Source organism: Acinetobacter sp. AL9, assembly GCF_041464035.1.
Lineage (GTDB): Bacteria > Pseudomonadota > Gammaproteobacteria > Pseudomonadales > Moraxellaceae > Acinetobacter > Acinetobacter towneri.
Map to the genome: position 1 here is coordinate 24700 of NZ_JAYFSK010000015.1, position 26841 is coordinate 51540.

Genomic DNA, 26841 nt, shown 5'->3' on the forward strand with positions numbered 1-26841 from the left:
TCTAAGTTAGAGATTTGATCACAAGCCTGTTCAACTTGTGATCAAAATTCATGATTTATTTGGCAAAATAAGAATATTCCACACTTACTTTTTGCTGTGCTTTCGGAATTGCTGTGCCATAGAATACTAAAGAGGTACCTTGTGTACTATAAACTAAATCATAGCCATTTTGATGTGTTGTATCACGTGCAACTACAACACCCCCTACAGTGACTTTTACAGTTGATGCAATTGGATTTTGCGTTAAGGTAAAGTTACTTGCTAAACCAGATGCAGCTTTAATAATCTCATCAAAAACTACACTCCAACTTGCAGCATTTGCACAAATAGAGGCAGAACTACCGCCCGTTAAACGTGCAATTTCTTTAAAGTGACCACCACCTGTTGCACTTCCGCCTTCCCCTCTGCAGTTCCAACTCGGATCATTATAACTTGAAGGAGAATCGCTAAAGTTAGGTCTAATGGTTGTACCTGTACCTGTAATCGCAAAGTACACTGCACCTGATTTTAAGAAATAATTTTTATAATCAGTAAAATCACGTGCTATATAGCCACCACCTCCTACATAAATACTTTGTTTATAAGTTTCATTTTCTGGTTCATCTGAAACAAATACCACTAAGTTTTTAGCAGTTGGTCGATCAAATTGACTTAAATCTGCCTCTCTTACACAGTAAAAACCTGTTTCTGTTGCAGAATCCCAAGTACCCGGCTGAGATAATTTTTCCCACTCAGTTTGCGCATTTGGGGTGGTTTTATCAATAAATTGTGTTTTACCATCTGTTAATACACGAAGATTCTTACAATCATCAGCATCTTGTGTATTTACAGCCAAGCGATAATCAATCCCTGCTTTGTTTAATGAACTAAAGAATTGATTCGCACCGTTAGCAAGATTTTTCTGCTCTTCATCCATTGAACCCGATGAATCGATTGACCATAAAATATCTACCGCATTAGAGCCTTGATTATTTTGAGTAAATGTATTGGTCACTTTAGTCAATTTTACTTTAGCATTGCTTGATAGATTGCTTGCTAAGTTTAAATCCCCATAACGGGCATCGACTTTTGCATCTTGTTTTTGTGCATAACTATTTGCCCAGATAAATCCAGTCTCGTTGGCAATCCAGAAGGCAAGATCAAGACGTAATTTTTTATCCTTATCTACCACAATTGCTGGTACATTTACCAACTGCCCTTCATTTAAACTTTGCAGTAACAGTTGCCGAATATCGGCAATAGCAACATCATTTGGAAAATCCAACTCTAAAGTAACATTTACCACTTCACCTTGTGCATTAGTTGATACTTTGTTGACTAAAACATTTGATTTAGCATTGTTATCTGCCAAAGCTTTATTAAACTGATCCAAAATATTTGAAACAAATTTATTTAGATCAGTTTGTTTTTCTTTTAAATTTAATGCAAAACCAACACTATTAATATCGCCATCATCAAGTAGCAATACACCATTTCCATTGGCTAATTGTGTTTCTGTAAAATATTTTTTATCAACGTTTCCAAAGACTGCAATGTTTGCCTTTTCGCTAATTAATGTTGCAGTATTTTGTACTGTGGCCTCTTCTTCGACAGGCGGTTTAGGATCAGGTTTAATGATAGGTTGAGAATTATTAGAATCACTTCCGCCACCACATGCTGTTAATAAAGAAGCAGTTACTAAAGTCATTGCGCTTAATAAAGGTAATTTCGCATTCATGGATGCTCTCCTTTTGCTATAAAAATTAGTCCATAAAGGAACACACATCTAAATATAAAAAATATTATTGTAAATGACGAAATATATAATATTTAGAATATTTAGAATATTTAGAATATTTAGAATATATTAAATTGATTATAATTTAATGTAAAGTATTTGTCTTCAATCGTATAATAATTTAAAAAATCCTATTGCATCTACACCTTATAAGATGTATTTTGAATACATCTTGTAAATAACAGCCATGAGAGATCGAACATGACTCCACAGCAAATTGACCTTGTAAAAGCAACTGTTCCTGTACTCCGTGAAAATGGTGTCGCACTAACGGGTTATTTCTATAACCGCATGTTGGGGAATAATCCTGATCTAAAAGAAACCTTTAACATGGGTCACCAACGTAGTGGTGCACAGGCTCAAGCGCTTGCAGGTGCTGTATTGGCTTATGCTGAAAACATTGAAGATCCTTCTGTGCTTGCGCCTGTGATTGAATTGATTGCCCACAAACACGTGAGCTTAAACATTCAAGCACCTGACTATAATATTGTGGGCGAAAACCTACTTCACTCAATTAGCGAAGTATTAAACATTTCAATGGAAGATCCTCTAATTGATGCATGGGCAGCTGCTTATGGTCAGTTAGCAGAAGTATTTATTAATGCTGAACGTGCGATCTATGAACAACACGAACAAACTAAAGGCAGCTGGTTAGGCTGGCGTAATTTCAAAATTGCCAAGAAAGTTGTAGAAAGTGACGAAATCACTTCTATTTACTTCGAGCCAGTAGATGGTGGCGATTTACCAAAATACGAAGCAGGTCAATATATTTCAGTACGCGTATTTGTTCCTGAACTTGGCTTGAAGCAACCACGTCAATACACGCTATCGACTAGCCCACAACAAGATTACTTACGTATTTCTGTAAAACGTGAGCCAGGCAATGGTGCAGATAAAGTTGCAGGTTGGGTATCGAACGTATTGCACCAATTACCAGAAGGTTCTGAAGTTGAAGTATCTGCACCAACAGGTAACTTCTTCCTCATCGACAGCAACAAACGTAATGTCTTCATTAGCGGCGGCGTTGGCTTAACACCAATGATTGCAATGTTGAATCAATTGGTGACTTTAGATGTACCACAACCTGTGACATTTATTCACGCATGTCGTAGCAAACAAGTGCATGCCATGAAACAGCATCTACAAGACTTAACTGCGAAATGTCCACGTATTCATACGTTGACTGCGTATGAGTTCCCGAACGAAGGTGATGTACTGGGTCAAGATTACGATGTTGCGGGTCGTTTAGACCTCAGCACTGTAGATGCAGCGCTGTTACCAGCCGATGCTGATTACTACTTATGTGGTCCAATGCCATTCATGGCAGAACAGCGCAAAGCTTTACTTGCGCGTGGCATCAAAGATGAGCAAATCCATAGCGAAGCGTTTGGTACAGGTGGTGTTCGCCACTAATCTAAAGCGTTAAAAGCTAATAGGTAAGGCTAGTCTAGTTATGCTAGACTAGCCTTAATTTATTTGTATTTTAAAAAAACATCTGTGCGATCATGCAATTAAATAAATTCACCGACTATGCGCTGCGTATTTTAATGTATATCTCGCGTCCACGAGATGTACCCTATACCATTGCGGAAATTGCACAGGATTTGCATGTTTCCCAGAACCATCTGGTTAAAATCGTTCACTTTATGGGTAAGCAAGGATGGCTCATTACCACTCGTGGCAAAGGTGGCGGGATTCGTTTGCATCCTGAAGCACTGCCTTTGCGTTTAGGCCATGTGGTGAGGATCCTGCAAGGTGAAAATCAAATTGTAGAATGTAATACCCCGCCCTGCGTGCTGCGTGCGCAATGTGGACTAAAAGGCATTCTCAATCAGGCAATGGAACAGTTTTATCAAAGCTTAGATCAATACAGCTTGGGTGAAGTATTACAGCCTGTACCCAATTTACAGTTCAGTACACAATCTCCAATCCCACTGATTCATCTTTAAAGCAACTTAAACGGTCAAAGCAATATCATCCTAGATGTTGCTTTTTTCGGGCATTCAGAGCGCAAAGGTCGCTTGCCTGTATGACTTGCTTTATAATGCCTGTTTGTAGACCATGAATTGAAGTTAAGTTATGCACCATAGCAGAGGAAAATCGAAAAACAGTAAGGCAGCAGCACAGCCACGGCAGAAAATTAGCTACGAGAAAAAAGTAGACCCTGCCATTACTGAATACTCTGTTCGCGCCTTAAACTGGCTGCGTAAAGCCGAGTTTTTAATGAGTGCGCCTAAACTGAATTTATGTGTAGAAGATACTGGCTACGAAGTGGCTTTTGCAGGACGCTCCAACGCAGGTAAGTCCAGTGCAATTAATGCTTTAACCAATCAAAAACAATTGGCACGTGCTTCTAAAAAACCGGGTCGTACTCAAATGATCAACTTCTTTAGTTTGGGCAACCCTGAACAGCGTTTGGTCGATTTACCCGGTTATGGTTATGCAGCCGTACCTGAAGCCATGAAAATTGTGTGGCAAAAAGAACTCGAAAATTATTTGATTCATCGTAAAAGTTTACAAGGATTGGTGTTACTGATGGATATTCGCCATCCCTTACAGCACTTTGATGTGATGATGCTGGAGTGGGCATATTCACGTAAATTGTTCGTGCATGTATTGCTCACCAAATCGGACAAACTCAACCGCGGCCCTGCCAATAAAGTATTGCTTGAAGTCAAACAGCAGTTGAAAAAGATGAAACTAGATTTCTCGATTCAATTGTTTTCATCACTCAACAAACAAGGTTTGGAAGAGCTTGCGAGTGTGATGGGCGGACGTTTGAACTTCACCTTAGAACAAGCACATCAATTTGATTTAGACAGCATTCCAGAAGCGACTGGCGATGATGTTGATGTTGATCAGCCTGAATTTTTAGAAACTGACGATTTAACCGCATCTGATACCGAAACCAAATAGTCCGTTAAATTACTGACTATTGGTCTATAACATAAAGTCCTATTCGCTCAATCTCGAATAGGACTTTTTATTTGTATGTCCACTTTCAGTTTTACGCCGTAATCACAATCTCCCTCTCCACCAAAGTTGCACTTTACAACGCAGCCAGAAATGCCCTACTGTCAAGATCATAACAATTAAACGCTTAAACAATTACATAAGATAAGGAGATCAAACATGCAGGCACACATTTCAGTGATTACCTTAGCGGTAGAAGATTTACAACGTGCACTCGATTTTTACCGCGACGGCTTAGGACTTGTAACTGAAGGCATTATTGGACAGGAATTTGAACAAGGTGCGGTGGTCTTTTTTGAACTGCAAGCAGGCTTAAAACTGGCTTTATGGTCTAAACAAAGTTTACAACAAGATACAGGCTTAACAGGTACAGCCAGCAGTGCTGCACAAATCACTTTAGGACATAATGTACATAGCCCACTCGAGGTCGATCAGGTATTGAAACAAGCAAAAAATGCAGGTGCGAAAATTTTAAAACCTGCACAGAGCACCTTTTACGGCGGTTATGCAGGTTATTTTCAGGACTTAGATGGTCATATTTGGGAAGTGGCCTACAGCCCATGTTGGGATTAATCTGCTTTGGCTCATGTCTTTACATAGCACAATAAAACAGGATGATGCTGAAAACTTGATTCGATTTTAAACCCATTATCAGGAATGCAGTGCAGGGTCATCACGAGTATGCCGATCGACCACCACACTAATCATCATATCGCCCTGCACATTGACCACAGTACGCACAGTATCCAACAAACGGTCGATCGGCAATAAAATCGCAATCGCTTCTGCAGGCAAGCCCACCGATTGTAATACCATAATCATCGTCACCATACCTGCGCTTGGAATACCAGGCGCGCCCAAAGAAGCGATCATGGCTGTGGCACAGACAATTAATTGCTGTCCTAAACTTAAATCCAGCCCCATTAAATTGGCAACAAACAAAGCCGCTGCAGCTTCATACAATGCCGTTCCATCCATATTCAGTTGTGTACCTAACGGGATCACAAAGCCTGCAGTTTGCGGACGCACACCTAAATTTTCCTGCGCACATTTCATCGAAAGTGGCATAGTGGCAGAACTGGAACTGGTGGCAAAAGCCGTAATTAAGGCAGCACGTGTGCCTTTAAAAAAGGTGATCGGATCCATTTTGCCAAATATCCACAACAGCAAAGGCAAGACCACCACACCATGAAAAATCGTGGTGCCCGTGACCACTGCAGCAAACTCTGCCAAACGACTCAGGACTGAAATATCTTCGGTTGCAACCAACTTAGCCAATAAAGCAAAAATCCCCAAAGGTGCCAGTTTCATTACCCAGCCAATCATCAACATCATAATTTCAAAAAATTGCTGACTGAGTTTACGTACCGTTTTAAAGTGCTCCCCGCCTTTGACCAGCGCCACACCCACCAATAAGGCAAATATCACCACTGCCAAAACATTACCCTCGGCAAAAGCTTTAAACGGATTGATTAAGGTGTTTTGAATGAAATTGGTAAAAAACGAAGACGGCGTAAGCGTGTCTGGGCTTTGATGCTGCGCCATAGCATCTTGAAACATCACAATATCTACGCCTTTACCCACTGCAAATAAATGCGCACACGCCAAACCTAAAATTAAAGCCAAAGTCGTGGTGGTGACACAACACGCCAACGTAATTTTCCAGACTCGACTCAATTGCCCTACAGCCTGTAAGTTCGACACACCGACCACAATTGAGCTAAAAATTAGTGGGATCAGCAGCATTTTTAATAAACCAATAAAAATACTGCTCATTAAACCAATGCCATACAAACTGGCGCTAAAAAATGTGCTGTCTGGAAATAGATTCAGAATAAAACCAAACACCACACCCAAAATTGCGGCAATTAGAATTTGTGTATTGAGGCTCATACGCAATTGAGTTTTTTAATGTGATGTGTGGACTATGCCATGTGGCTGAAATTGAATCGAGTATTATTTTTCTAGCGCACTTTGATTAGGTTCAGATCGTGCTTCAGGATGTAAAAAAGCCGACATGAATGTCGGCTGATGAATGTAGATTTTAAAGGCTATATTTTATTGCGTTTCGATTTCACGTAAACGAATCAAGCCTTCCTGACTGGTGCTACACACCAATTCACCATTTTGCCACATGCGCCCAAAGTTCAAACCACGCGAACTAGTGCTAATGGTGGCTTCCATGTCGTACAGCATCCAGTCATCCACACGGAACGGTTTATGGAAATACATGGCATGGTCAATACTGGCACACTGCAAACTTGGTGATAAATAGCTCAAACCATGCGGACGCAGTGCTGTGGTCATTAACGTGAAGTCTGAATAAAATGCCGCAATTGCCTGATGCAAAGACACTTCATCCACCTCTGGTGAAATGCTGTCATGGGTACGAATGTAGTGTGCATAAGCAGGTGCTTCAGGCTGCGGTAAAAATGGATTGCTCGGATTAATCGGGCGAATCTCCACCAAGCGATCACGCATAAAACTGGCACGCACATTTTCAGGTACAAACTCGACAATATGCTGTTTGAGTTCCGCTTCGTTTTTTAAAGCTTCTGCTGCAGGATAGTTTGGCTCTGAAATTTGATAATTCAGACCGTCTTCCAACGGCGCAAAGGACACCATCGCAGTAAAAATGGTACGCCCATGCTGAATGGCACGTACTTGACGGCTAGAAAAACTTTTACCATCACGCAAACGGTCAACTTCATAAATAATAGGTGCGTTGACATCGCCACCAAACAAGAAATAGGCATGCAATGAGTGCGCAGGACGATCAGTGGTATAAGATGCAGCACGTAAAGCCTGTCCCAAAACCTGTCCACCAAAAACACGTTTACCCACCAAGTTACGACTGATACCTCGGTAGATATTTTCTTCTAACTTTTCTAAACAAAGAAGTTCAACCAGCTCTTGTGTGAGTGCGTTCATAACTAACCTATGTATGGCGGAAATTGGGGATGCGGGATCGAAGTCGATGAAAAAATAAATCGTCAAAATAAACTGACTATTTTAAGCCTGCTATTTTGCCATAGATTCTGCATCTTTTACCCATCAAAGACTGACCGCTGTGTCACAACTTAGCCGATCAATTTTGCTAAAAATACGATTTTTAACGATAAAATCTAACAATATTCATGCAAATTATCTAAAAATGCAGCGCGATTATTAGATACAATGACGCAAAATAAATTCCCTACTGGCTAGGGACTTAGGTGATGAAGTAGGAGTGAGTATGTCCAAGCGTGGTTTTGGTCAAATGTATCGTCAGCTTTCTGGTAAGCTGCTTGACCTTGTGGTGACACCGCATGTTTTGGGTGAAGTCCCTGTCAAGGATGCGCAAAGTGTAGACTCAAATGCCACTCGCACCAAGATAACTTGCTACGTATTGCAAAATCACTCACGCAGCAATGCCTTGGTGGTCGATGGCGAAACACGTCGCTTAAAACTCACGCCTGCGCTTGATCCATTGGTGATGGGTTCACATAAAGAAAAAGCCTCGATTCTGTTTTTACAGCATCACGATGAGAACAACCTACTCAATCCACCACCTTATGCTTTTCCGCCACGCTTGTTACGTTTAATTGAACAATTAGAACAACACCCAGAACTTGATATTGAATTGGTACCTGTGACCGTGTTGTGGGGACGTTCTCCAGACAAAGAGGATTCGTGGTTTAAACTACTGTTTACCGATACGTGGGCAACGCCTGGCACAGTCAAGCAGTTAATGAATATTGGGGTGCATGGTCGTCAGTCTTATTTGGAATTTCACGAGCCACAATCATTACGCGCTTTAATTGAACATGCCAAAACTGAGCATCCGAACCTGTCGCCTGCGACCTTTATTGTTAACACTCTAAATAATTACTTAGATGGACAACGTGAAGTCGTACTTGGCCCAGACTTGTCTGACCGCCGCAATGTCATGCTCAGTCTGATTAAATCTCCCGATGTGCAAGATGCCATTCGTCGTGAAAGTTTACGCAGTAAAATTAGCGTGATTGAAGCCGAGCGTCGTGCGATTGGTTATTTAAATGAAATCGTGTCGGACTACTCTCATGCAGCGGTACGCTTTGCCGATATGGCACTGACCCGCTTATGGACACAATTGTACGATGGCGTGGAAGTGCATAATTTTAGTACCGTGCGCGAACTGGCCAAAGACTATGAAATTATCTATACCCCATGTCACCGCAGTCATATCGACTATTTATTGCTGTCTTATGTGATTTACAAACGCGGCATGATGGTGCCGTACATTGCTGCGGGCGATAACCTGAATATGCCATTTGTAGGTCAATTGCTTCGTGGTGGCGGTGCGTTTTTTATCCGTCGTACTTTCCGTGGCAACGGCTTATACACAACCGTCTTTAAAGAATATTTATTCAGTATTTTGTCGCGTAACACGCCGCTTGAATACTTTATTGAAGGTGGACGTTCACGTACAGGCCGCTTGTTGCCACCAAAAACAGGCATGCTCGCCATGACCATTCACAGTCATTTGCGTGGTCGTGCTAAACCGATTGCTTTTGTGCCAACTTATATTGGTTATGAACGCCTGATGGAAGGTTCAACCTATGTCGGTGAAATGCAAGGCAAGCCAAAAGAATCTGAATCGCTAATGGGCATTTTAAAAACCATGCGCAAGATTGAACGGATTTTTGGCAAGGTGCATGTCAATTTTGGCGAACCTGTGTTTTTAGATGATGTTCTAAAACAACACGATGCCGAACACATCAGCATTGAAAAAAATGATGATCCTATTCCACCACAAGTGTCAGATGCAGTGAATACTTCAGCACATGCGATTTTGGAAAACATTAACCGTGCTGCGGTAATTAACCCGGTATCTTTGTTATCGCTGATTTTACTGGCAACACCAAAACATACCTTGGATGAAGAAATTTGTGTGAAGCAGTTAGACACTTACCGTAATCTGCTCACTGCCCTGCCTTATGATGAGCGCACTCAAGTCACACCATTATCAGGTAAAGAAATTATTGCCTACGGCTTAAAACTCAAACTGATTAAACGCGTGCAGCACGTTTTGGGCGATATTATCGCGATTGAAGACCATCAGGCGGTGTTACTCACCTACTTCCGCAACAATATTTTGCATGCCTTTGTCTTACCATCTTTAATTGCAGCATTGGTGAAACATAATGGTTCGATTCGTCGTGGTGATTTAATCAACGTCATTCGTACTTTATATCCGTTCCTGAAAGCTGAGTTGTTCTTGAAATGGCAAGATCAGGAACTCAAAGAACGGATTTGTGCCTATGTAGAAGCGTTAATTCAGGCCAAATTGATTTCTGAAGATGCGGATGGCAACTTAATTTCACCTGCACCAAATAGTGAAGACCATAACCAGTTGGTAGTATTGGCTGCACCTGTAATGCAGAGTTTAGAGCGTTATTACATGACACTGGCGCTGATTACACAACGCGGCTCAGGCAATATTTCGGCACGTCAAGTCGAAGAACTCAGCCATTTGGTCGGTCAGCGTTTGTCGGTGCTGTATGAATTCAATTCACCTGAATTCTTTGACAAAGCCTTATTCCAAAGCTTTATTAAAGTTTTGACTCAGCAAGGTTATATCAGCACCAACAGTGACAATGCGATTGTGTTTGATGATAACTTTAAAAACGTCGCACAATACGCCAATTTGGTGTTGGATGATGTGACTTTACAGATGCTGCAACACATCACCACCTTTAGCGATGAAGAATTGCGTGAGGCGTTAGAGGCACTTGCTGCACAACAGGCGAAGAAACGCTTAAAACGTAAGAAGAAGTAATTTTCACACAAAAAAACATAGCGATCTGTATAGCAATGGGTCGCTATGCTTTGAATTGAATATGAAAGAAAGTTCATAGCACTGATAAACTCTAGGGGCTGTTGACACTTCGTCTATGTCTGCGACGTGAGAGAGAGAGATCTCGTAAGTTTTTTAGCTGATATAAGGCATGGGACAGGAAATTTAGTCATTCTAAATGACTGGCACATAACGCAATAGCAACAGACCCTGATAAATCACACACCTAAACGCATTAATTTCTCTTGAATTGCATCACTCACAAATGCATTCAAAGAACTCTCCTCCGAAGCTAAAACAGCTTTGCGATGTAATTCAGGACTGATACGAACATTAAATGTTCCCTTGAATGGTTGATCAGGTTTCTTCCCTAATTCTGCGCAAGAATCTAAATATCCATCTACCGATTCCTGAAAAGCTTGCTCAAGTGTTTTTAAGGTTTCAGCCTCATAAGTAATAAGATCTCGAATGAACGCCAATTTTCCAAATAACTCGCCTGTTTCAAGGTCTGGTTCAATCGTCCCCAGATAACCTTTGTATTTAAAATAGCTCATAAAAAACCCTCCTGCTTGAGTGCCTGCTTTACAGCTTTCAATGCCCCACCTTTGATTTCATTTTCAGGGTGAGGTCGATGCAGTAAAATCATGTGCTCGGTTTTGAAGTTATAAAAACGGACGCGAGAGCCTGCCATTTCAAACTTTTCATAGCCGAGCTGACTTAGTAAAACAACTAAGTCCTTATACGGGAATGTATTCTTTGAATTCCCAATTTTATCCAACAGTTTTTCTGTTTTACCCATATTTGGCTCATGGTTTTGCAACTAATTATAGTTACTACTAAGTAAAAATTGCAACTAAATTTAGTTATTGTTGTTTGGTTATTATTTGATATAAATGATTACACATTGAATAATTCAAATCCACTCGCCACCATCCTCTGGGCAAAAATCCTTTTCCCTGTTTCTCTCTCACTTTCCAATACCAATTCAGGTAAATTCAATTCACGCTGAATCTTTAAAATCATTTCATGCAAAGGCTGAGCTTGGTTATTGCTACAAATATATGATGGTTCTGGATGTTCCACGTGAAGTAAATGTGCCAAAAACCCCGCCAAATCATCAATATGAATTCGATTTGACCAATGTATATTCGGGTAACTTTGCGTGCTTTCTGCAAGTTTGAGCATGCGTGCTGCCGATGTGCCATAAATACCCGAAGGACGTACAATCACACATTGTTCAGGATAAGCCTGTTGCCACAAGTGTTCCATCTGCAACAACAACTGACCTTGCACATCACTCGGCTTAGGCACAGTATCATCATCAATACATTCACCTGCGTTTTCACCATAAACCCGTGTAGATGACACCACAATAATTCGCTTTACAGGATGATCTTTTAATGCAGTAACAATCGGCTGAACAGAATCTACATAAGTCTGTTGATACGCTTCTACAGAACTCAAAACCGTATTTCGAGATGGTGCAAGTAATACATAAACGGCATCCACAGGTTGAATCTGTGATAAATCGAGCTGTTGAATATCCTGAAGCAGATGCGTCATATCAGGATCTGTTTTCGGACTGCGGCTAATTGTGGTAATTTGATGACCGAGCGTAAATAGTTGTTTTGCAACACGCTGCGATGTTTTACCATAACCAATAAATAGAATATGCATTCAGCACCTAATCATAGCATTTGAAGTTGAGGGGACATGGCTGCAGTCCATCAGTTGCAAGGGGTAGGCTCTGCCTCTGCCGCATTACTCGAAAAACTAAATATTTTCACCACAGATGACTTGTTGTTTCATCTACCGCGTGACTATGAAGATCGTAGCACGATCATCCCCATGAACCAATTAAACGTGGGACGTAGCTATTTACTCGAAGGTGTGGTCAAAGGGGTCGATTTTCCACCGGGTAAACGCAAGTCGATGGCTGTCAATTTAGAAGATGAATTTGGCAAAATTACCTTACGTTTTTATCATATTTATAAAGGTATTACAGATCGTGCCAAACTCGGCAATCGTTTAAGAGTATTTGGCGAAGTACGGGTTGGAGCGCGTGGTCTGGAAATGTATCATCCCGAATTACAACTGATTACTGAACATACTCCACTGCCTAAAACCCAACTGACCGCTATTTACCCAAGCACCGATGGGCTGACCCAAGCCAAATTACGTGAATATGTCAAACAAGCTTTGGCACAGCATAGTGATGATTTGCCTGAACTCTTGCCTGAAAAAATGACCAATGGTTATGCACTCAAACAGGCGCTAGATTATATTCATCATCCACCTTTAAATGCCAATATGCTGCAATTGGCACAAGGCTCTCACCCTGCACAGCAACGCCTGATTTTTGAAGAATTGGTGGCGCATCAAGTCAGTTTACTGACCCGACGGGCTTATATTCAGCAAATTGCCTCACCTGCCTTTTCCCCAAGTCAAAAACTAGCGCCTGCGTTACTCGGCAACATGCCATTTCAAATGACAGGCGCACAGCAACGGGTTTCGCAAGAAATCATGCAGGATTTGCAGCGTAATAAACCCATGCTGCGCTTGGTACAAGGTGATGTAGGTGCAGGTAAAACGCTGGTCGCTGCAGTCGCAGCGTGTCATGCGCTAGAAGAAGGTTGGCAAGTCGCGCTGATGGCACCCACTGAAATTTTGGCAGAACAACATTATCTGAACTTTCAAAAATGGTTTGAGCCGTTGGGCTTAACAGTGGCGTGGTTGTCTGGCAAGCAAAAAGGCAAAGCACGGGCAGCGGCTGAACTGAGCATTCAAGATGGTAGCGCCAATTTGGTGGTTGGGACACATGCGTTATTTCAGGACAATGTGCAATTTGCCAAATTGGGTTTGGTGATTATTGACGAACAACACCGTTTTGGGGTCGATCAACGTCTGGCTTTGCGCAATAAGGGTGCCAATCATACTACACCGCATCAATTGGTGATGACTGCAACGCCTATTCCACGTACCTTAGCCATGTCCGCCTATGGCGATTTGGATACTTCGGTGATTGATGAACTACCGCCAGGGCGTACGCCTATTCAAACGGTGACCATTCCGCTAGATCGTCGTGAAGAAGTCTTACAACGTATTGCCAGCAATTGTGCCGAAGGCAAACAAGCCTATTGGGTCTGTACCTTGGTGGAACAATCGGAAACCTTAGATGCACAAGCTGCCGAAGTGACTTTTGCTGAAATTAAAGAACGCTTTCCTGAACTGAATATTGGGTTGGTACACGGTAAAATGAAAGCCGATGAAAAACAAGCCGTCATGCGGCAATTTAAAGACAATCAACTACAATTACTGATTGCCACCACAGTAATTGAGGTCGGGGTCGATGTACCCAATGCTTCAATTATGGTGATCGAAAATGCCGAGCGTTTAGGACTTTCACAGCTGCATCAGTTACGTGGACGAGTCGGACGGGGTGCCAAAGCCAGTTTTTGTGCCTTGTTGTATAAAAATCCACTTTCGCAAAATGGACAAGAACGCTTGCGGATTATGCGCGAAACCAACGATGGTTTTGTGATTGCAGAAAAAGATTTAGAACTGCGTGGCCCTGGGGAACTTTTAGGAACCAAACAAACGGGAGATATGGGCTTTCGGGTGGCTAAATTAGAACGGGATGATCATTTGCTGGCACAGGCGCATCATGTGGCACAGCAAATTTTAAACGATTATCCTACACATGCCGAAGCTTTGCTAAAACGCTGGCTGCCTGAGGCACCACGTTATGCCTATGTTTAAACGGATTGCAGTCCTAAGATGACTCAGCCGATCAATCTACTACAATGCGGCATACAATGGCTGCGCCAACTGCAACCGTGTCAGCTCTGCCATAGCGACACGCAATGGCAACATTCGGTCTGTCAAACCTGTTGGCAACAATTGCCGTGGCGTAGCCAAGCGGTACAACGACAAGAAATGCAGATTCAAGTCACTTTTGATTATCACTATCCAATTAATCGCATCATTCAACAATTTAAATATGAACAGCAGTTACATTACCAACTGCTTTTAGTAGGCGCGCTAAAACAACTGTCTTATCCTAAAATCCAAGCCATTGTACCGATGCCAATTTCCACTGCCCGCTTGACTGAACGCGGCTACAATCAATCTTTATTGTTAGCAAAAGGACTAGCGCGGCATTTAAATGTCCCGATTTGGCAACCTGTGACCCGCTTACAACAGCACGCGCAAAAAGGCTTAAGTCGCTTAGAACGATTGGAAGACATCCAACAGCAATTTCAAATTCAGAATGCGCCTAAAATCCGTTTTCGTCGGGTTTTAATTGTGGATGATGTGGTCACGACGGGCAGTTCAATTCATGCACTCAAACAGCAGTTGCTCAAGCTCGGCTGTCAAAAAGTCGAGGCGGTTTGTCTGGCCAGTGCTGAATAAAAAAACTATTCGGTTGAATATGCTCAACGCATTAAAAAGTTGAACTTAAAATATAGAAGAATGATCAACTGCTCTTAATTTTGTTGTAAATATTGTTTTAACCACGGCATCACCACTTCACGGGTCAGCGGTGCCAACAAAGTATCTTGATCATCCAAATCTACCCACTTCATTTCGGCAATTTCAGCAGCAATTTTTGGTGCCTGATCAAGCTGAACCCAATACACATAACTGACCAAACGGCAGTCGGGCTCATTGGCCGTTGCTGTTTCATAGCGTCCAATAAATTGTTGAATTTGCGCCTGACAGCCAATTTCTTCGGCAATTTCTCGCAACATGGTCGTTTCAGGCGCTTCATTGGGTTCTAATTTGCCACCGACCTGCATAAAACACGCGGTATGCTGTTTACGCACCACCAATAACTGCTGTTTGACATTTAAAATAATTGCAGCTGCAACGGTAATGATGTTGTTGATCTCAGCCATTTTATTTCGCCAGTTCCTGCTGCACCCACTCTAGCTCAGGCACTTCCCATTTCATTTCAGGAACACGGTATTGTTCAAATTGCTGCAAAATATTGTCAATACAATTCGATACAATCAATGCCTCACAAAAACGTGGCTGAGTAAAACCTTTTTCAGAGGTCTGTCTTAAAAACTTCAGCAAATCATCATAAAAGCCAGCTACATTAAAAAAGGCACAGGGTTTTGAGTGAATTCCTAATTGTGCCCACGTCCATTGCTCAAAAATTTCTTCTAAAGTTCCAGAACCACCCGGCAAAGCAATAAAGCCCTCGGCCAATTCTGACATTTTTATTTTGCGGGCATGCATGTTTTCTACGATGTGTAATTCGGTCAAATGCGGATGCGCCAATTCATGCTCTGCCAAACTTTCAGGCATGACACCAATTGCACGCCCACCTGCGGCCAAAGTACTATCTGCCACCACACCCATTAAGCCTGAGCGTCCACCGCCATAAATTAAAGTTTTGCCTTGTGCAGCCAATGTTTCACCCACTTTTCGTGCATTTTCAACAAAAACTGAATCTTTTCCTGGGGCAGAACCACAGAAAATAGCAATTGACGACATCATTTTTTCACCATGTTATCTGGCTGTCATGCCATAAAATTAAACTTCAGGGAGATTTTTAAATAAAATAGCATTCTGAGCAGTGTATTTAGTAAGATCCTTGTCTAAAATACACCCATCCACAAAACCCATACTGCGCAAGGAGAAAAGACGAATGCTTGAAGCCTTTTATGCCACAGAGCGCGGTAGTCTGGAAGATGCCACCATTAACGGTGGTTTTGATTTGCATCCAGATCTGGTCTGGATTGACCTGATTGCCCCTTCACAAGAAGAACAGCAATGGGTACTAGACGCATACTCACAAAATTTACCAACCTTAAAATCTTTGGAAGATATTTCATCTTCAGCGCGATTCTACCGTGATGATGACGGTATTTTACACATTAGTACCTATTTTTTAACTAAAAATAAAAACTATCAAGTCGATGGCGAAACTGAAGACAATTCCAGTATTTTAGCCACTGTGCAAACCGTCGCCTTTATTTTACATAAAGGTCACCTGTTTACCCTACGTGGTGAAAAATTAGTGGCGTTTCGGGCATTTCGGGCGCGTGCACGACGTAACGACTACGAAATTGACTATAAAGACCCGACTTGGGTGCTTTTAGGCTTGCTTGAAGCCAAACTGGACGAACTTGCGGATATCTTAGAAGATATCCACAAGGACTTGGAAAAGTATTCCACAGAAGTTCTGAATAACCGTCATCGTGAGCAAATTTTAGACCTCGATGACATGATTACCCGATTGGCGCAATTAGAAGACATGCTTGGAAAAGCGCAACTGTGTTTGATTGATTTACGTCGTGTCCTGACCTTTTTGGCTCGTCCGCGTGCGTTGGGCAGTCATATTTACGATGCCGACATTCGAGAACTCAGTGAAGATGTACGCTCACTGGTCGAACACGATGCCTTCTTATTCCAAAAAGTGCGCTTCTTGCTCGATACCACTTCAGGCTTCATTAACACCGAACAGAACGACACGATTCGTCGATTCTCGATTTTACCAAGTATGTTAGCGCCACCGATGTTGGTTGCCAGTGTTTATGGTATGAACACCGATGTGTTACCTTTTGCCAAAGGCACCACCAGTTTTATTGTGGTCAGTATTATTTTAATTGGCTTCTTTATTGGTCCATTAATTTACTTTAGATGGAAAAAATGGATTTGATGCCTTTTATTCCCTCTCTTTTTAGGCATAGGTATCTACACATCTTTAAGTACCTAGTGCAATGGTTGCGATTTCATTCAGTTCATCTATTGAATATTCTGAGAGCAGTTGAAGAGTATTTAGTAAAATCGAGAGTCCTGCCAATATGGCAGGCGCACTCTCTATCTTGCCTCTTTTCTGTTGTCTACCTGAGAGCCTAGTCAGAAATGCACGGACTTTCTGATTTTGTTCATCTGTACAACGCTGCACTCTCCACGTCAACACACAAGCCATGCAACTGATCAGCAAACGCCTTAAAATCGCTTCTGGCGTAGTCTGAAGCCATGACTCAATATCATGGCCTGCTTGCTTGAGAAGTTTGAAATAACATTCGATTGACCAACGCCAGTAATACCAAGTCGTCAATTCCACTGCGGTAATCTCGGTTGGTACATTGCTGATCAATGACCATCTTGCAACTGTCTTTTCATTAATATCTTTAACCACCGCAATAATCAGTCTAGCCTCAATTGCAGCACCTTAATCCAGTCAGCAAAACTGAATGGACTGGACCCTTATGCCTATTTAAGTGATGTGTTGAAAAGACTGCCGACACAGAAAATAATCCAGGTTGAAGAATTACTACCGCATAAGTGGAAGCCTGCCTGACTCAAATAAGCTTCACCGGATGCTTACGAATAAAGCGGGAAACTAAACGCAATAAAAAAGCACCTTACAAGAAGGTGCTTTTTTGATGGTTTTTTCAGTTTTAGACGATTAGCTGCAAATCATCTTGCAAATGACAGGCTTGAATGATCTTCATCATTTTTTCAGGAACCGCTTTAAACTGTAAGCCCTTGGCTTCAGGCGTCTGACGCAACCATTGCACCAAAACGGCCAAAGCTAAAGTACTCCCGTGTTCTAGCTGCGCCAAATTAACCACCAAAGGCAACTGCTGCTTACGAATCAACTGCAGACCTTTTTGGTAATATTGCTCTGCATTACTGAAATCTATTTTTCCAGAAACACATAATTCCTGATTTGATAATTCAATCACGCCACACCTAACCTATTTTTTCTTTTCAACCGCAGCTTCTGCATCTGGCTTAAAGGTTGCAATGGCTTTATCAATATTGCCGCCATTACGCTTCACGTTCGCTGCAAACTGGTTACGGAATTGCAAACCTAAATCAATACCCGACACGTTAATGTTACGGATTTTCCATTGACTGCCTTTGTCTGCCAACTGGAATGACACAGGAATTTTTTCACCATTATGCAAGAAGTCAATGGTCACCACTGGGTTCTTGCTGTTGGTCGCCTTATAAGGACGCATGGTGTAGCTTTGGTTGCTAAATTTCGCAAACGCTGTGCCATAATTCTCAATTAAGGTTTCACGGAAGTTTTTCTCAAACTGCGCGCGCTGTGCTGCTGAACTGTATTGATTCGTCGCATAAGTACCCATCACAATACGGGTAAATGCTTGCGCATCTACATACGGATCAAGGTTTTGACGCACAATCGTTTTGACCAATGCTGGATTGTTCTGCAATTTAGCATGATCTGCTTTTAAACGTGCAATCAAGCTATCGGCAACTTTTTTCACAAAAGCTGGTGGCGCTTCTGCAGGTGCAGCAAATGCAGTTCCTGCCAACATGGTTGAAAGTACACTTACCGCCAGAGTTTGCTTTAAAAGTGTTTTCACGGACAATCTCCTTCATTACTCAACAAATAACACTTCTGCATCTGTTGTTTCAGCTGTCGCTGTATCTTTATCTGCATCTGACGCTACGTTGGATGTTTTCGCTGCACCGCCAGTAATAAACTTACTGATTAAATCTTCTAAATCCATGGTGCCTTGCGTGTTGGCAATACTTTCGCCACGCTTCACAAAGTTCAAACCACCACCTGGAACCACTTTGAGATATTTCTCACCCAATAAACCATTGGTTGCTACCATTATGTAAGCATCTTCATCAATACTGGTGATGGATTTCATGTTACCCAACAGTTGTTGTTCCATTTCTTTTTGTTGCTGAGGATTTGCTTCTTGGTATTCTGCACTGTAACGCAATTCTTCAAGCGCATAATTTTGCACTGTTTTTAGTTGTTCAGGATTAAAACTGGTCAACTTGCCATCCAGTTCAAATTCAACTGTAGCCAAACGCGATACAGGGTCTAGGGTAATATCATTGACGCGACCAATGGTGACACCGCTCATAGTGACTTTGGCGCGTGGTTTTAAACCATTCACGTTGTCAAAAGTTGCGGTCATATTGTAACTGTCGCGCAAATTGGTACCCACCAATCCACTGACTTTCATAGCCAAGAAAAATAATGCAATGCCTGTCAAAATGACAAATACACCTACGGCCAGCTCACTTGTACGTGATTTCATTAAACACCTCCGAACATGACCGCAGTCAACACAAAATCAAAACCTAAAACACATAATGAAGAATACACCACGGTTCGTGTGGTCGACGTCGCAATGCCTTCCGATGTTGGAACACAGGCATAGCCTTGATATACTGCAATCCAAGTACAAATTAATGCAAAAACAAAACTTTTAATAATTGTGCCATTAAAAATATCTTTATAGAACTGCACGCTGCTTTGCATACCGCTCCAGAAAGAACCTTCATCGACACCTAGAAAATCGACCCCAACCATTTTGCCGCCCATAATGCCAACCGCAGCAAAAATAATGGAGAGCATTGGCAGGCTGACAATTCCTGCCCATAAACGTGGTGACACGATACGCTTGAGTGGGTCTACCCCAATCATTTCCATACTGGCCAATTGTTCTGTGGCTTTCATCAAACCAATTTCTGCAGTTAAGGCAGAGCCTGCACGTCCTGCAAATAACAGTGCAGCCACTACAGGTGCCAGTTCACGCAATAAAGTCAAAGACACCATGGTGCCTAACATGGCTTCTGAACCGATATTGACCAAAATGGAGTAGCCTTGTAAGCCCAAGACCAAACCAATAAATAAACCCGACACCGCAATAATCAATAACGACATCACGCCAACACGGTACATTTGGTACAGGAACAGCTTCACCCCAAGCAGGGTTGGCATGGAAAATAGAATTTGCAACAACATTTGGGTGGCGACACCAATGCCACGAACACGCTCAATGACGCGTTGACCTAATGCGGCAATAGCATTCATGAACGCACCTCATCACTTAAATAAGCCCGATGGCTAAATTGATAATCGACTGGCCCTTCGGCAGCGCCTGTTAAGAACTGACGTACAAATGCCGATTCATGCTGTTTTAATTCTGCAGGTGTACCTTCGCCCTGAATCACGCCTTCCGCGATAATATAAATGTAGTCGGCAATTGATAAAGTTTCACCAACATCATGCGAGACGATAATAGTGGTTAAATCCAACGCTTCACGCAACGAGCGGATTAAACGAGTCAACACACCTTTTACAATCGGGTCTTGCCCTGCAAATGGTTCATCATACATGATCAATTCAGGGTCTAACGCAATCGCACGCGCCAATGCCACGCGACGGTTCATCCCGCCTGAGAGTTCTGCAGGCATGAGCTGTTCTGTGCCACGCAAACCGACTGCTTCAAGTTTTAAAGCCACCAGTTCTGCAATTAAATGTTCAGGCAACTGGGTATGTGCACGCAATGGAAACGCGACGTTTTCATATACGCTCATATCGGTAAATAACGCACCGCTTTGGAATAACATGCCCATACGTGCGCGCGCAGCAAACAACTCCTGACGCGACATTTGCGCAAGATTTTTTCCATCCAGAAAAATATCACCATGATCGGGAGTCAACTGACCACCAATCAAACGTAATAACGTGGTTTTACCAGTACCTGAAGGTCCCATAATGGCAGTAATTTGACCACGGCGAATCTTTAAACTGACATTTTCGAAAATGACACGTTTCCCTCGTTTAAAGCTCAGTTCATTGACTTCAATCAATGACGGCTCATGTTGAGGCATTGGATTATTCATAGCTGAGGGTCTTCCTGCATTTTTTCAGCACGCATACTATAAAGGATTGAAGCGCAAAATGTTATCTAGCAAATTTTTAAAAACTGTGCACGTATTGTTCAAGCAGTCTTATTATTGTTATTTAAATCACTTTTAGGACAGCAACAATTTAAAAGTAAGAAGAAATAATATAATACATTAAATTGCATAAGATGAGTGCTAAACCAATATACGGCATCATTCCCTCTCTCGTCTGCATGAGCAATCGTAAGCTATTGATGTTCATAATTAGCAAATAGAGTTAAAAACGTGACCTATTATACATTTTATTTATCTAAAGCAAAAATATTTAACATAAAAAAACCAGTGCTGAGCACTGGTTTTTCTTTATACAAATGACTATCGCGGTTTTAGTCGTTAAATTTACGACGTGGGCGATCAAAACCACCTTCACGGCGTGGACGATCTGAATTGAACTCGCGACGTGGACGATCTTCGCCACCAAAAGAACGCTTAGGACGATCATCAAACGAACGTGGTTGACGGTCACCAAAACCACCTTCACGACGTGCAGGACGATCACCAAAATCACGTTTTGGACGATCACCGAAGCTACCTTCACGACGTGGTTTGTAATCTACGCGGTTGCCACGGTTGTCATCATTCGCATCAAAACGCGGCTTATCGTTGAAGCCACCTTCGCGACGCGGACGATCTGAATTAAATTCACGACGTGGACGATCATCAAATGAACGCTGTGGACGATCACCAAAACCACCTTCGCGGCGTGGACGATCTGAATTAAATTCACGACGTGGACGGTCTTCAAATGAACGCTGTGGACGATCACCGAAACCACCTTCACGACGTGGACGGTCTGAGTTGAACTCGCGACGCGGACGATCTTCACCAAATGCAGGACGTTCACCACGTGGTTTGTCATCAAAGCTGCGACGTGGACGATCATCACCACCTTCACGACGTTTAAAGTTGCTTTCGCCTTCAAAACGACGACCGCCACCAAAACCGCCACGACCACCGCGACCGCCATCACGACGACCACGACCACCGTCACGACCAGAACGTGCTGGAGGTGGAGATGGCTCTAAGCCTTCAATTTCAGAAACGCTTAAACGTGCATCTAAGAAATCTTCCAACGCACGGATTTTGCCGCGCTCACGGTAAGTTGCCAAAGTAATCGCGTTACCAGTACGACCCGCACGACCTGTACGACCAATACGGTGTACATAGTCTTCATTTTTCATTGGTAAACCGAAGTTAATCACGTGAGAAATAGTTGGTACGTCTAAACCACGTGCTGCAACGTCTGTTGCAACCAAGATTTTTGCACGGCCTTCGCGAATGCTGCGTAAACGACGGTTACGAACGGTTTGTGGCATTGCACCGTGTAGTGCAACAACCGAGTGACCCGCTTCAGCCAATTCTTCAGCCAGCATATCGGTATCTTCTTGAGTAGATGCGAATACAACCGCTTGATCTACACCTTCATCAGATAACCAGTGTGACAATAATTTTTTCTTGTGCTCGAAACCATCAGTCCAGTGTAAAGTCTGGGTGATGTCCATATTCGTTGAGTGACCTGTTTCAATCGCAATACGTACAGGCTCATTCATCATGCGTTCTGCAAGTGTGATAATACGGCTTGCAAAAGTTGCAGAGAACATCAAGGTTTGCTTACGGTTAGCAGCTAAATCGCTAATCGCTTCTAGGTCTTCAGAGAAGCCTAAATCGAGCATACGGTCAGCTTCGTCTACAATTAAGGCATCAACTTTATCAAGTTTGATTTGACGACGGTTCACCAAGTCAAGTAAACGACCTGGAGTCGCTACAACCACTTGCGCACCTTTTAATTGTTGGATTTGCTTACCAAAAGGCATACCACCCATGATTGCTGCAATACGTACACCTTTCATGTGACGTACAAATGCAATCGCGTCTTGGCTAACTTGTTGAGCCAATTCACGTGTTGGGCAAAGCACTAAAATTGACGGCTGAGTAATAGCTTTCATACGCTCTTTAAATGGTACGAAAGTATCTTGATTAGCAAGCGCGTTTAAAGTTGGGAGTAAAAATGCAGCAGTTTTACCAGAACCTGTTTGGCTAGATACCAATAAGTCTTTACCTTCAAGTGCCGCTGGGATCGATTGTTCTTGAACAGGAGTCGGCGTAGTAAAGTTCAAGCCTTCTAAAGCTTGTTGTAAAGATTCATGTAAAGAAAAATCAGCAAAAGTTTTGCTCATAGAGATTTTCACCCTGAAAATGGGTGCTCCATTAAATAAAGTCAGATGGACATCGGCAAAAAGCGGTACAGCAATTATCGCTGACAATTTAAGATTCAGCGGCGATCCGAGTAACGACGATGTGATATAACGCACGCATGATTACGGCTTAACCTGAAGGAATCGCTTTAGCGATTGGGGCGCGAGATATCGTCCTCTCTTTGGACCGCACGCGCATACACAATGATTAGAAGAGAAATGTTCAGGTAATGAACAGAAATTAAGTGCGTGCGCGGATTATAGCAGGATTATTTTAAAAGTCACCTTATTTAATCGACTTTTGCTGTTTTTTGTGTAAACAGTGATAGATTCTGCTTTTATGGCTAGTATATGGACGATAACAACAGATTTAAAACCAGCAGTTTTAGACCGTTAGGTAAAAGAAAAGCCCTCAGGATGAGAGCTTTGCTAAGTGTCTTATTTAAGTATAAATATGATCAGCTGATTATTTTGCTGCTTCGCCCCAAGCAGGCACAACCGCTTTCATAAGTGGTTTTAACATTTTCATTGAACATGCCAAAACTTGCCCATTTTCCATAGAGTCGCTGCCACCACGTGCATCGACCACAGTACCGCCCGCTTCTTTCACAATTAACTCACCCGCAGCAATATCCCACGGTTTTAAGCCAAGTTCAAAATAACCATCTAAACGACCTGCAGCCACATAAGCCAAGTCTAATGCAGCAGAACCTGCACGGCGGTATTGAGCGCCTGCTTCTGTCACATTCAATAAACTTTCAAAATGGTTTTTGGCATAAGAAACAATTTCGCCATCGCGCTTAGCACGATAAGCATGACCCACTGCCAAGAAGGTGTTGTCTAAACTGTCTTTTACATTTACACGAATACGACGTTGATTCATCATCGCACCACGGCCACGGCTCGCAGAGAACAACTCATCTTTTACAGGATCGTAAATAACACCGTGCTGTGTCACACCTTTGTGTTGCACTGCAATCGAAATACAGAAATGAGGGAAACCGTGAACAAAGTTTAGCGTGCCATCTAAAGGATCAATCACCCAACACCAGTCGGCATCGTGACCTTTGCCTTCCTGCATGCCAAATTCTTCGCCCAGGAAGCTGTGATTTTTATAACTTTTGCGTAATGTATCAATGGTCAATTGCTCGAGGTAACGATCTACGCGCGTTACAGGACCATCAATGCCTTTTTCTTCGACTTGTAGATCGAGTTTATGACGATTCTGATGCGCTTTTAAAAGCTCTTGACCAACTGTTTGAGCCGCACGCGCAGCCATCACCACCATAGGTTCCATTGAACACCCACTACAAATTTGAAGAGTTTGATAAAGAATAATGCATGAAAGCCCCAATATTTTAGCAAATATTGAGGCTTTTGGGGAAGAAGTGTTGCTAAAAATTAATTCAATATAGATTGATGCAGTTTTTGCCAAGCATTTTGCATTGATTTTTCAATGCCTTGTGCATCTAAACCTGCCTGTTGCAGCATTTGACCATGTGTCGCTTGTTGCATAAAGCTATCTTCTAAACCTAAATGAATAATCGGTTTGACAATCTGGGCCTTCGCCAAGTATTCACTCACGGCACTGCCTGCACCACCCATAATCGCATGCTCTTCTACAGTGACGAATAATGCAGTGCTGTCTGCAATCTCAGCTAACAGTTTTTCATCCAATGGCTTCACAAAACGCATATTCACCACACGTACTGCGACATCATGCTGCTGAGCAAATGCTTCTGCCGCCTCAACTGCCGCTTGCACACGGCTACCAAAAGCCAGCACTGAAATATAGTCATCATATTGTGGATTAAACTGCGCCACAATTTCAGCTTGTCCTAATGGAATTGCTGTCATTTGCTGCTGAATTTCGACACCCAAACCATGCCCGCGTGGATAACGCACTGCTGCAGGACCGTTATATAAATAAGCCGTGTGCAGCATTTGACGACATTCATTTTCGTCTTTTGGCGCCATAATCACGATATTCGGTACGGTACGCATATAGGCATAGTCGTAAGCACCTGCATGGGTTGGACCATCTTCACCCACCAAACCTGCACGATCGATGCCAAAAGTGACATCTAAGTTTTGCAAAGCGACATCATGAATCAGTTGGTCATAACCGCGCTGCAAGAAGGTAGAGTAAATCGCCACCACAGGCTTTAAACCTTCGCAGGCCATGCCCGCAGCCAAAGTCACGGCATGCTGTTCGGCAATCGCGACGTCAAAATAGCGTTCAGGAAATTGTTTGGCAAATTGCACCATGCCCGAACCTTCGCACATGGCTGGCGTAATTGCCAATAAACGCGAATCTTGTTCTGCCTGATCACATAACCACTGCCCAAATACATCAGAATATTTAGGTGCGGTGACAAGCGCAGCTTTGGCATGAATTTTACCAATGGCGTGATATTTAATTTGATCGGCTTCGGCAGGCGCAAAACCTTTGCCTTTTTTGGTGTAAACGTGAATTAAACGTGGACCTTTACGTTTTTTCAGTGCATTGAACACATGTGTGAGTTGTTCAACATCATGTCCATCGAAAGGGCCGAAATAATCAAACCCAATCGCTTTAAATAAGTTGTCAGCAGCTTCAGTAGCAGCACAGTGCAAACGCGAGTTATACGTCCACTTTGGATGTGGCTGCACGTAAGCTTCACCTGTTTCACTGACATAAACCGATTCACCACGCTCCCAAATAGCAGCAAGATGTTTGGCAAAGCCGCCTGTGCTGCATGAAATTGACATATCGTTGTCATTCAGCACCACCATCATATCGGCTTGGTGGGCCACTGCATCATTCATGGCTTCAAAAGCCATACCTGCCGTCATGGCACCATCGCCAATAATGGCAACAACTTCACACGGGTTTTGTTGATAACGTCGTGCCAACGCCATCCCCAATCCTGCAGAAATTGCTGTTGAGGAGTGACCAACGCCAAAGGTATCAAAAATAGATTCTTCACGCGCAGGGAATGCAGCCAAACCATCTTTGGCGCGAATGGTGGTGAGTTGCTCGCGGCGTCCTGTTAGGGCTTTATGCGGATAAGCCTGATGACCGACATCCCAAATTAAGCGATCGTGTGGGGTATTAAAGCAATAATGCAGCGCAACGGTCAGTTCGATCACGCCTAAGTTTGCGCCAAAGTGTCCTCCACTTTGACCTGCGGCATACAAAATGAATTGACGTAACTCATCTGCCACCTGTGGAAGCTGGCTTTGCGCGAGTAAACGTAATTGCTGCGGATGGTCAATCGCATCGAGCAATGGTGTTACAGGGCGTTGAGTTGGAATTTCTGTATACAGCATATGTGGCAAAGCCTTCTAAAGCCTGGCAAATCCTAAGCGAGGTCAATGGGAATTACTCGATC

General features: G+C 42.7%; 24 protein-coding genes and 2 pseudogenes. 9 read left to right on the top strand and 17 right to left on the bottom strand.

The window, feature by feature from the left end:
• Window positions 1–55: 55 nt before the first annotated feature.
• A complete protein-coding gene (locus ACEO2X_RS05505; protein WP_371971179.1) occupies window positions 56–1717 on the bottom strand; it encodes a vWA domain-containing protein in 1662 nt (553 codons plus the stop codon).
• 261 nt (window positions 1718–1978) lie between these two features.
• On the opposite strand from ACEO2X_RS05505, the gene hmpA reads away from it, so the two are divergent.
• From hmpA to ACEO2X_RS05525, 4 genes are all read left to right on the top strand, one after another.
• Complete coding sequence (gene hmpA / locus ACEO2X_RS05510) at window positions 1979–3190, top strand: NO-inducible flavohemoprotein (protein WP_004974691.1); 1212 nt, start codon at window positions 1979–1981, stop codon at window positions 3188–3190.
• A gap of 92 nt (window positions 3191–3282) precedes the next feature.
• The gene (locus ACEO2X_RS05515; RefSeq protein ID WP_004974689.1) at window positions 3283–3726 is read left to right on the top strand and encodes an Rrf2 family transcriptional regulator; all 444 of its coding nucleotides are present in this window, start codon (window positions 3283–3285) and stop codon (window positions 3724–3726) included.
• Between the two features lie 130 nt (window positions 3727–3856).
• Window positions 3857–4693 carry a ribosome biogenesis GTP-binding protein YihA/YsxC gene (gene yihA, locus ACEO2X_RS05520; protein ID WP_096901358.1) on the top strand — a complete coding sequence of 279 codons (837 nt, stop codon included), beginning with the start codon at window positions 3857–3859 and terminating at the stop codon, window positions 4691–4693.
• 216 nt (window positions 4694–4909) lie between these two features.
• Window positions 4910–5323 (top strand): VOC family protein, encoded by a 414-nt coding sequence (locus ACEO2X_RS05525; RefSeq protein WP_019836869.1) that lies wholly within the window; start codon window positions 4910–4912, stop codon window positions 5321–5323.
• A 78-nt stretch (window positions 5324–5401) separates the two neighbouring features.
• Here ACEO2X_RS05525 and ACEO2X_RS05530 read toward each other — a convergent pair whose 3' ends face one another.
• Together ACEO2X_RS05530 and ACEO2X_RS05535 are read right to left on the bottom strand one after the other, a co-directional pair.
• Window positions 5402–6643 (bottom strand): dicarboxylate/amino acid:cation symporter, encoded by a 1242-nt coding sequence (locus ACEO2X_RS05530; protein ID WP_004974680.1) that lies wholly within the window; start codon window positions 6641–6643, stop codon window positions 5402–5404.
• A gap of 165 nt (window positions 6644–6808) precedes the next feature.
• Window positions 6809–7681, bottom strand: coding sequence for an acyl-CoA thioesterase II (locus ACEO2X_RS05535; RefSeq protein ID WP_004974677.1), 873 nt, complete (start codon window positions 7679–7681; stop codon window positions 6809–6811).
• Between the two features lie 304 nt (window positions 7682–7985).
• On the opposite strand from ACEO2X_RS05535, the gene plsB reads away from it, so the two are divergent.
• Window positions 7986–10550, top strand: a complete 2565-nt coding sequence (gene plsB, locus ACEO2X_RS05540; RefSeq protein WP_371971180.1) for a glycerol-3-phosphate 1-O-acyltransferase PlsB — start codon at window positions 7986–7988, stop codon at window positions 10548–10550.
• A gap of 236 nt (window positions 10551–10786) precedes the next feature.
• Here the strand turns inward: plsB and ACEO2X_RS05545 are convergent, their stop codons facing one another.
• From ACEO2X_RS05545 to ACEO2X_RS05555, 3 genes are all read right to left on the bottom strand, one after another.
• Window positions 10787–11122: a type II toxin-antitoxin system HicB family antitoxin gene (locus ACEO2X_RS05545; protein ID WP_004974672.1), complete on the bottom strand. Its 336-nt coding sequence runs from the start codon at window positions 11120–11122 to the stop codon at window positions 10787–10789.
• The gene (locus ACEO2X_RS05550; protein ID WP_371971181.1) at window positions 11119–11367 is read right to left on the bottom strand and encodes a type II toxin-antitoxin system HicA family toxin; all 249 of its coding nucleotides are present in this window, start codon (window positions 11365–11367) and stop codon (window positions 11119–11121) included. Before ACEO2X_RS05550 ends, ACEO2X_RS05545 begins: the two co-directional genes overlap by 4 nt.
• 98 nt (window positions 11368–11465) lie before the next feature.
• Entirely contained in the window at window positions 11466–12245 is a 780-nt protein-coding gene (locus ACEO2X_RS05555; RefSeq protein WP_371971182.1) for an NAD(P)H-binding protein, read from the bottom strand.
• 36 nt (window positions 12246–12281) lie between these two features.
• Between ACEO2X_RS05555 and recG the strand changes: the two genes are divergently transcribed.
• Together recG and ACEO2X_RS05565 are read left to right on the top strand one after the other, a co-directional pair.
• A complete protein-coding gene (gene recG / locus ACEO2X_RS05560; protein WP_225530399.1) occupies window positions 12282–14327 on the top strand; it encodes an ATP-dependent DNA helicase RecG in 2046 nt (681 codons plus the stop codon).
• A gap of 18 nt (window positions 14328–14345) precedes the next feature.
• Window positions 14346–14981, top strand: coding sequence for a ComF family protein (locus tag ACEO2X_RS05565; protein ID WP_136144659.1), 636 nt, complete (start codon window positions 14346–14348; stop codon window positions 14979–14981).
• A gap of 74 nt (window positions 14982–15055) precedes the next feature.
• On the opposite strand, the gene ACEO2X_RS05570 is transcribed toward ACEO2X_RS05565, so the two are convergent.
• Window positions 15056–15466, bottom strand: a complete 411-nt coding sequence (locus tag ACEO2X_RS05570; RefSeq protein WP_004974664.1) for an NUDIX domain-containing protein — start codon at window positions 15464–15466, stop codon at window positions 15056–15058.
• 1 nt (window position 15467) lies between these two features.
• Window positions 15468–16070, bottom strand: coding sequence for a TIGR00730 family Rossman fold protein (locus ACEO2X_RS05575; protein WP_026438479.1), 603 nt, complete (start codon window positions 16068–16070; stop codon window positions 15468–15470).
• 154 nt (window positions 16071–16224) lie between these two features.
• Here ACEO2X_RS05575 and ACEO2X_RS05580 point away from each other — a divergent pair, with 154 nt between their 5' ends.
• A complete protein-coding gene (locus ACEO2X_RS05580; protein WP_371971185.1) occupies window positions 16225–17238 on the top strand; it encodes a magnesium and cobalt transport protein CorA in 1014 nt (337 codons plus the stop codon).
• A 45-nt stretch (window positions 17239–17283) separates the two neighbouring features.
• Here the strand turns inward: ACEO2X_RS05580 and ACEO2X_RS05585 are convergent.
• Window positions 17284–17757, bottom strand: a pseudogene (locus tag ACEO2X_RS05585) (transposase); the annotation flags it as partial.
• Here ACEO2X_RS05585 and ACEO2X_RS05590 point away from each other — a divergent pair.
• Window positions 17746–17886, top strand: a pseudogene (locus ACEO2X_RS05590) (transposase domain-containing protein); the annotation flags it as partial. The pseudogenes ACEO2X_RS05585 and ACEO2X_RS05590 sit on opposite strands and share 12 nt — an antisense overlap.
• A gap of 100 nt (window positions 17887–17986) precedes the next feature.
• On the opposite strand, the gene ACEO2X_RS05595 reads toward ACEO2X_RS05590, so the two are convergent.
• From ACEO2X_RS05595 to dxs, 8 genes are all read right to left on the bottom strand, one after another.
• Window positions 17987–18274: a lipid asymmetry maintenance protein MlaB gene (locus tag ACEO2X_RS05595; protein WP_178866832.1), complete on the bottom strand. Its 288-nt coding sequence runs from the start codon at window positions 18272–18274 to the stop codon at window positions 17987–17989.
• Between the two features lie 12 nt (window positions 18275–18286).
• Window positions 18287–18922, bottom strand: coding sequence for a phospholipid-binding protein MlaC (locus ACEO2X_RS05600; protein ID WP_004974651.1), 636 nt, complete (start codon window positions 18920–18922; stop codon window positions 18287–18289).
• 15 nt (window positions 18923–18937) lie between these two features.
• The gene (locus tag ACEO2X_RS05605; protein WP_371971188.1) at window positions 18938–19615 is read right to left on the bottom strand and encodes an outer membrane lipid asymmetry maintenance protein MlaD; all 678 of its coding nucleotides are present in this window, start codon (window positions 19613–19615) and stop codon (window positions 18938–18940) included.
• The gene (mlaE, locus tag ACEO2X_RS05610; RefSeq protein WP_180095330.1) at window positions 19615–20394 is read right to left on the bottom strand and encodes a lipid asymmetry maintenance ABC transporter permease subunit MlaE; all 780 of its coding nucleotides are present in this window, start codon (window positions 20392–20394) and stop codon (window positions 19615–19617) included. The genes ACEO2X_RS05605 and mlaE overlap by 1 nt, the downstream gene beginning before the upstream one ends.
• Complete coding sequence (locus ACEO2X_RS05615; protein WP_004974642.1) at window positions 20391–21209, bottom strand: ABC transporter ATP-binding protein; 819 nt, start codon at window positions 21207–21209, stop codon at window positions 20391–20393. The genes mlaE and ACEO2X_RS05615 overlap by 4 nt, the downstream gene beginning before the upstream one ends.
• A gap of 389 nt (window positions 21210–21598) precedes the next feature.
• Window positions 21599–23449: a DEAD/DEAH box helicase gene (locus tag ACEO2X_RS05620; protein ID WP_070153378.1), complete on the bottom strand. Its 1851-nt coding sequence runs from the start codon at window positions 23447–23449 to the stop codon at window positions 21599–21601.
• A 484-nt stretch (window positions 23450–23933) separates the two neighbouring features.
• On the bottom strand, window positions 23934–24764 hold the full coding sequence (locus tag ACEO2X_RS05625) for an inositol monophosphatase family protein (protein WP_019836885.1): 831 nt from the start codon (window positions 24762–24764) through the stop codon (window positions 23934–23936).
• Between the two features lie 104 nt (window positions 24765–24868).
• Window positions 24869–26779 carry a 1-deoxy-D-xylulose-5-phosphate synthase gene (gene dxs / locus ACEO2X_RS05630; protein WP_371971190.1) on the bottom strand — a complete coding sequence of 637 codons (1911 nt, stop codon included), beginning with the start codon at window positions 26777–26779 and terminating at the stop codon, window positions 24869–24871.
• Between the last annotated feature and the right edge of the window lie 62 nt (window positions 26780–26841).

Excerpts from the sequence above, each read along its gene's own strand:
- mlaE (WP_180095330.1), bottom strand. The coding sequence starts at position 20,394 with ATGAATGCTATTGCCGCATTAGGTCAACGCGTCATTGAGCGTGTTCGT.
- ACEO2X_RS05605 (WP_371971188.1), bottom strand. The coding sequence starts at position 19,615 with ATGAAATCACGTACAAGTGAGCTGGCCGTAGGTGTATTTGTCATTTTG.
- ACEO2X_RS05550 (WP_371971181.1), bottom strand. The coding sequence starts at position 11,367 with ATGGGTAAAACAGAAAAACTGTTGGATAAAATTGGGAATTCAAAGAAT.
- ACEO2X_RS05555 (WP_371971182.1), bottom strand. The coding sequence starts at position 12,245 with ATGCATATTCTATTTATTGGTTATGGTAAAACATCGCAGCGTGTTGCA.
- ACEO2X_RS05580 (WP_371971185.1), top strand. The coding sequence starts at position 16,225 with ATGCTTGAAGCCTTTTATGCCACAGAGCGCGGTAGTCTGGAAGATGCC.
- ACEO2X_RS05505 (WP_371971179.1), bottom strand. The coding sequence starts at position 1,717 with ATGAATGCGAAATTACCTTTATTAAGCGCAATGACTTTAGTAACTGCT.
- dxs (WP_371971190.1), bottom strand. The coding sequence starts at position 26,779 with ATGCTGTATACAGAAATTCCAACTCAACGCCCTGTAACACCATTGCTC.
- ACEO2X_RS05535 (WP_004974677.1), bottom strand. The coding sequence starts at position 7,681 with ATGAACGCACTCACACAAGAGCTGGTTGAACTTCTTTGTTTAGAAAAG.
- plsB (WP_371971180.1), top strand. The coding sequence starts at position 7,986 with ATGTCCAAGCGTGGTTTTGGTCAAATGTATCGTCAGCTTTCTGGTAAG.
- ACEO2X_RS05625 (WP_019836885.1), bottom strand. The coding sequence starts at position 24,764 with ATGGAACCTATGGTGGTGATGGCTGCGCGTGCGGCTCAAACAGTTGGT.
- hmpA (WP_004974691.1), top strand. The coding sequence starts at position 1,979 with ATGACTCCACAGCAAATTGACCTTGTAAAAGCAACTGTTCCTGTACTC.
- ACEO2X_RS05570 (WP_004974664.1), bottom strand. The coding sequence starts at position 15,466 with ATGGCTGAGATCAACAACATCATTACCGTTGCAGCTGCAATTATTTTA.
- ACEO2X_RS05620 (WP_070153378.1), bottom strand. The coding sequence starts at position 23,449 with ATGAGCAAAACTTTTGCTGATTTTTCTTTACATGAATCTTTACAACAA.
- ACEO2X_RS05615 (WP_004974642.1), bottom strand. The coding sequence starts at position 21,209 with ATGAATAATCCAATGCCTCAACATGAGCCGTCATTGATTGAAGTCAAT.
- ACEO2X_RS05545 (WP_004974672.1), bottom strand. The coding sequence starts at position 11,122 with ATGAGCTATTTTAAATACAAAGGTTATCTGGGGACGATTGAACCAGAC.
- recG (WP_225530399.1), top strand. The coding sequence starts at position 12,282 with ATGGCTGCAGTCCATCAGTTGCAAGGGGTAGGCTCTGCCTCTGCCGCA.
- ACEO2X_RS05565 (WP_136144659.1), top strand. The coding sequence starts at position 14,346 with ATGACTCAGCCGATCAATCTACTACAATGCGGCATACAATGGCTGCGC.
- yihA (WP_096901358.1), top strand. The coding sequence starts at position 3,857 with ATGCACCATAGCAGAGGAAAATCGAAAAACAGTAAGGCAGCAGCACAG.
- ACEO2X_RS05525 (WP_019836869.1), top strand. The coding sequence starts at position 4,910 with ATGCAGGCACACATTTCAGTGATTACCTTAGCGGTAGAAGATTTACAA.
- ACEO2X_RS05530 (WP_004974680.1), bottom strand. The coding sequence starts at position 6,643 with ATGAGCCTCAATACACAAATTCTAATTGCCGCAATTTTGGGTGTGGTG.
- ACEO2X_RS05575 (WP_026438479.1), bottom strand. The coding sequence starts at position 16,070 with ATGTCGTCAATTGCTATTTTCTGTGGTTCTGCCCCAGGAAAAGATTCA.
- ACEO2X_RS05515 (WP_004974689.1), top strand. The coding sequence starts at position 3,283 with ATGCAATTAAATAAATTCACCGACTATGCGCTGCGTATTTTAATGTAT.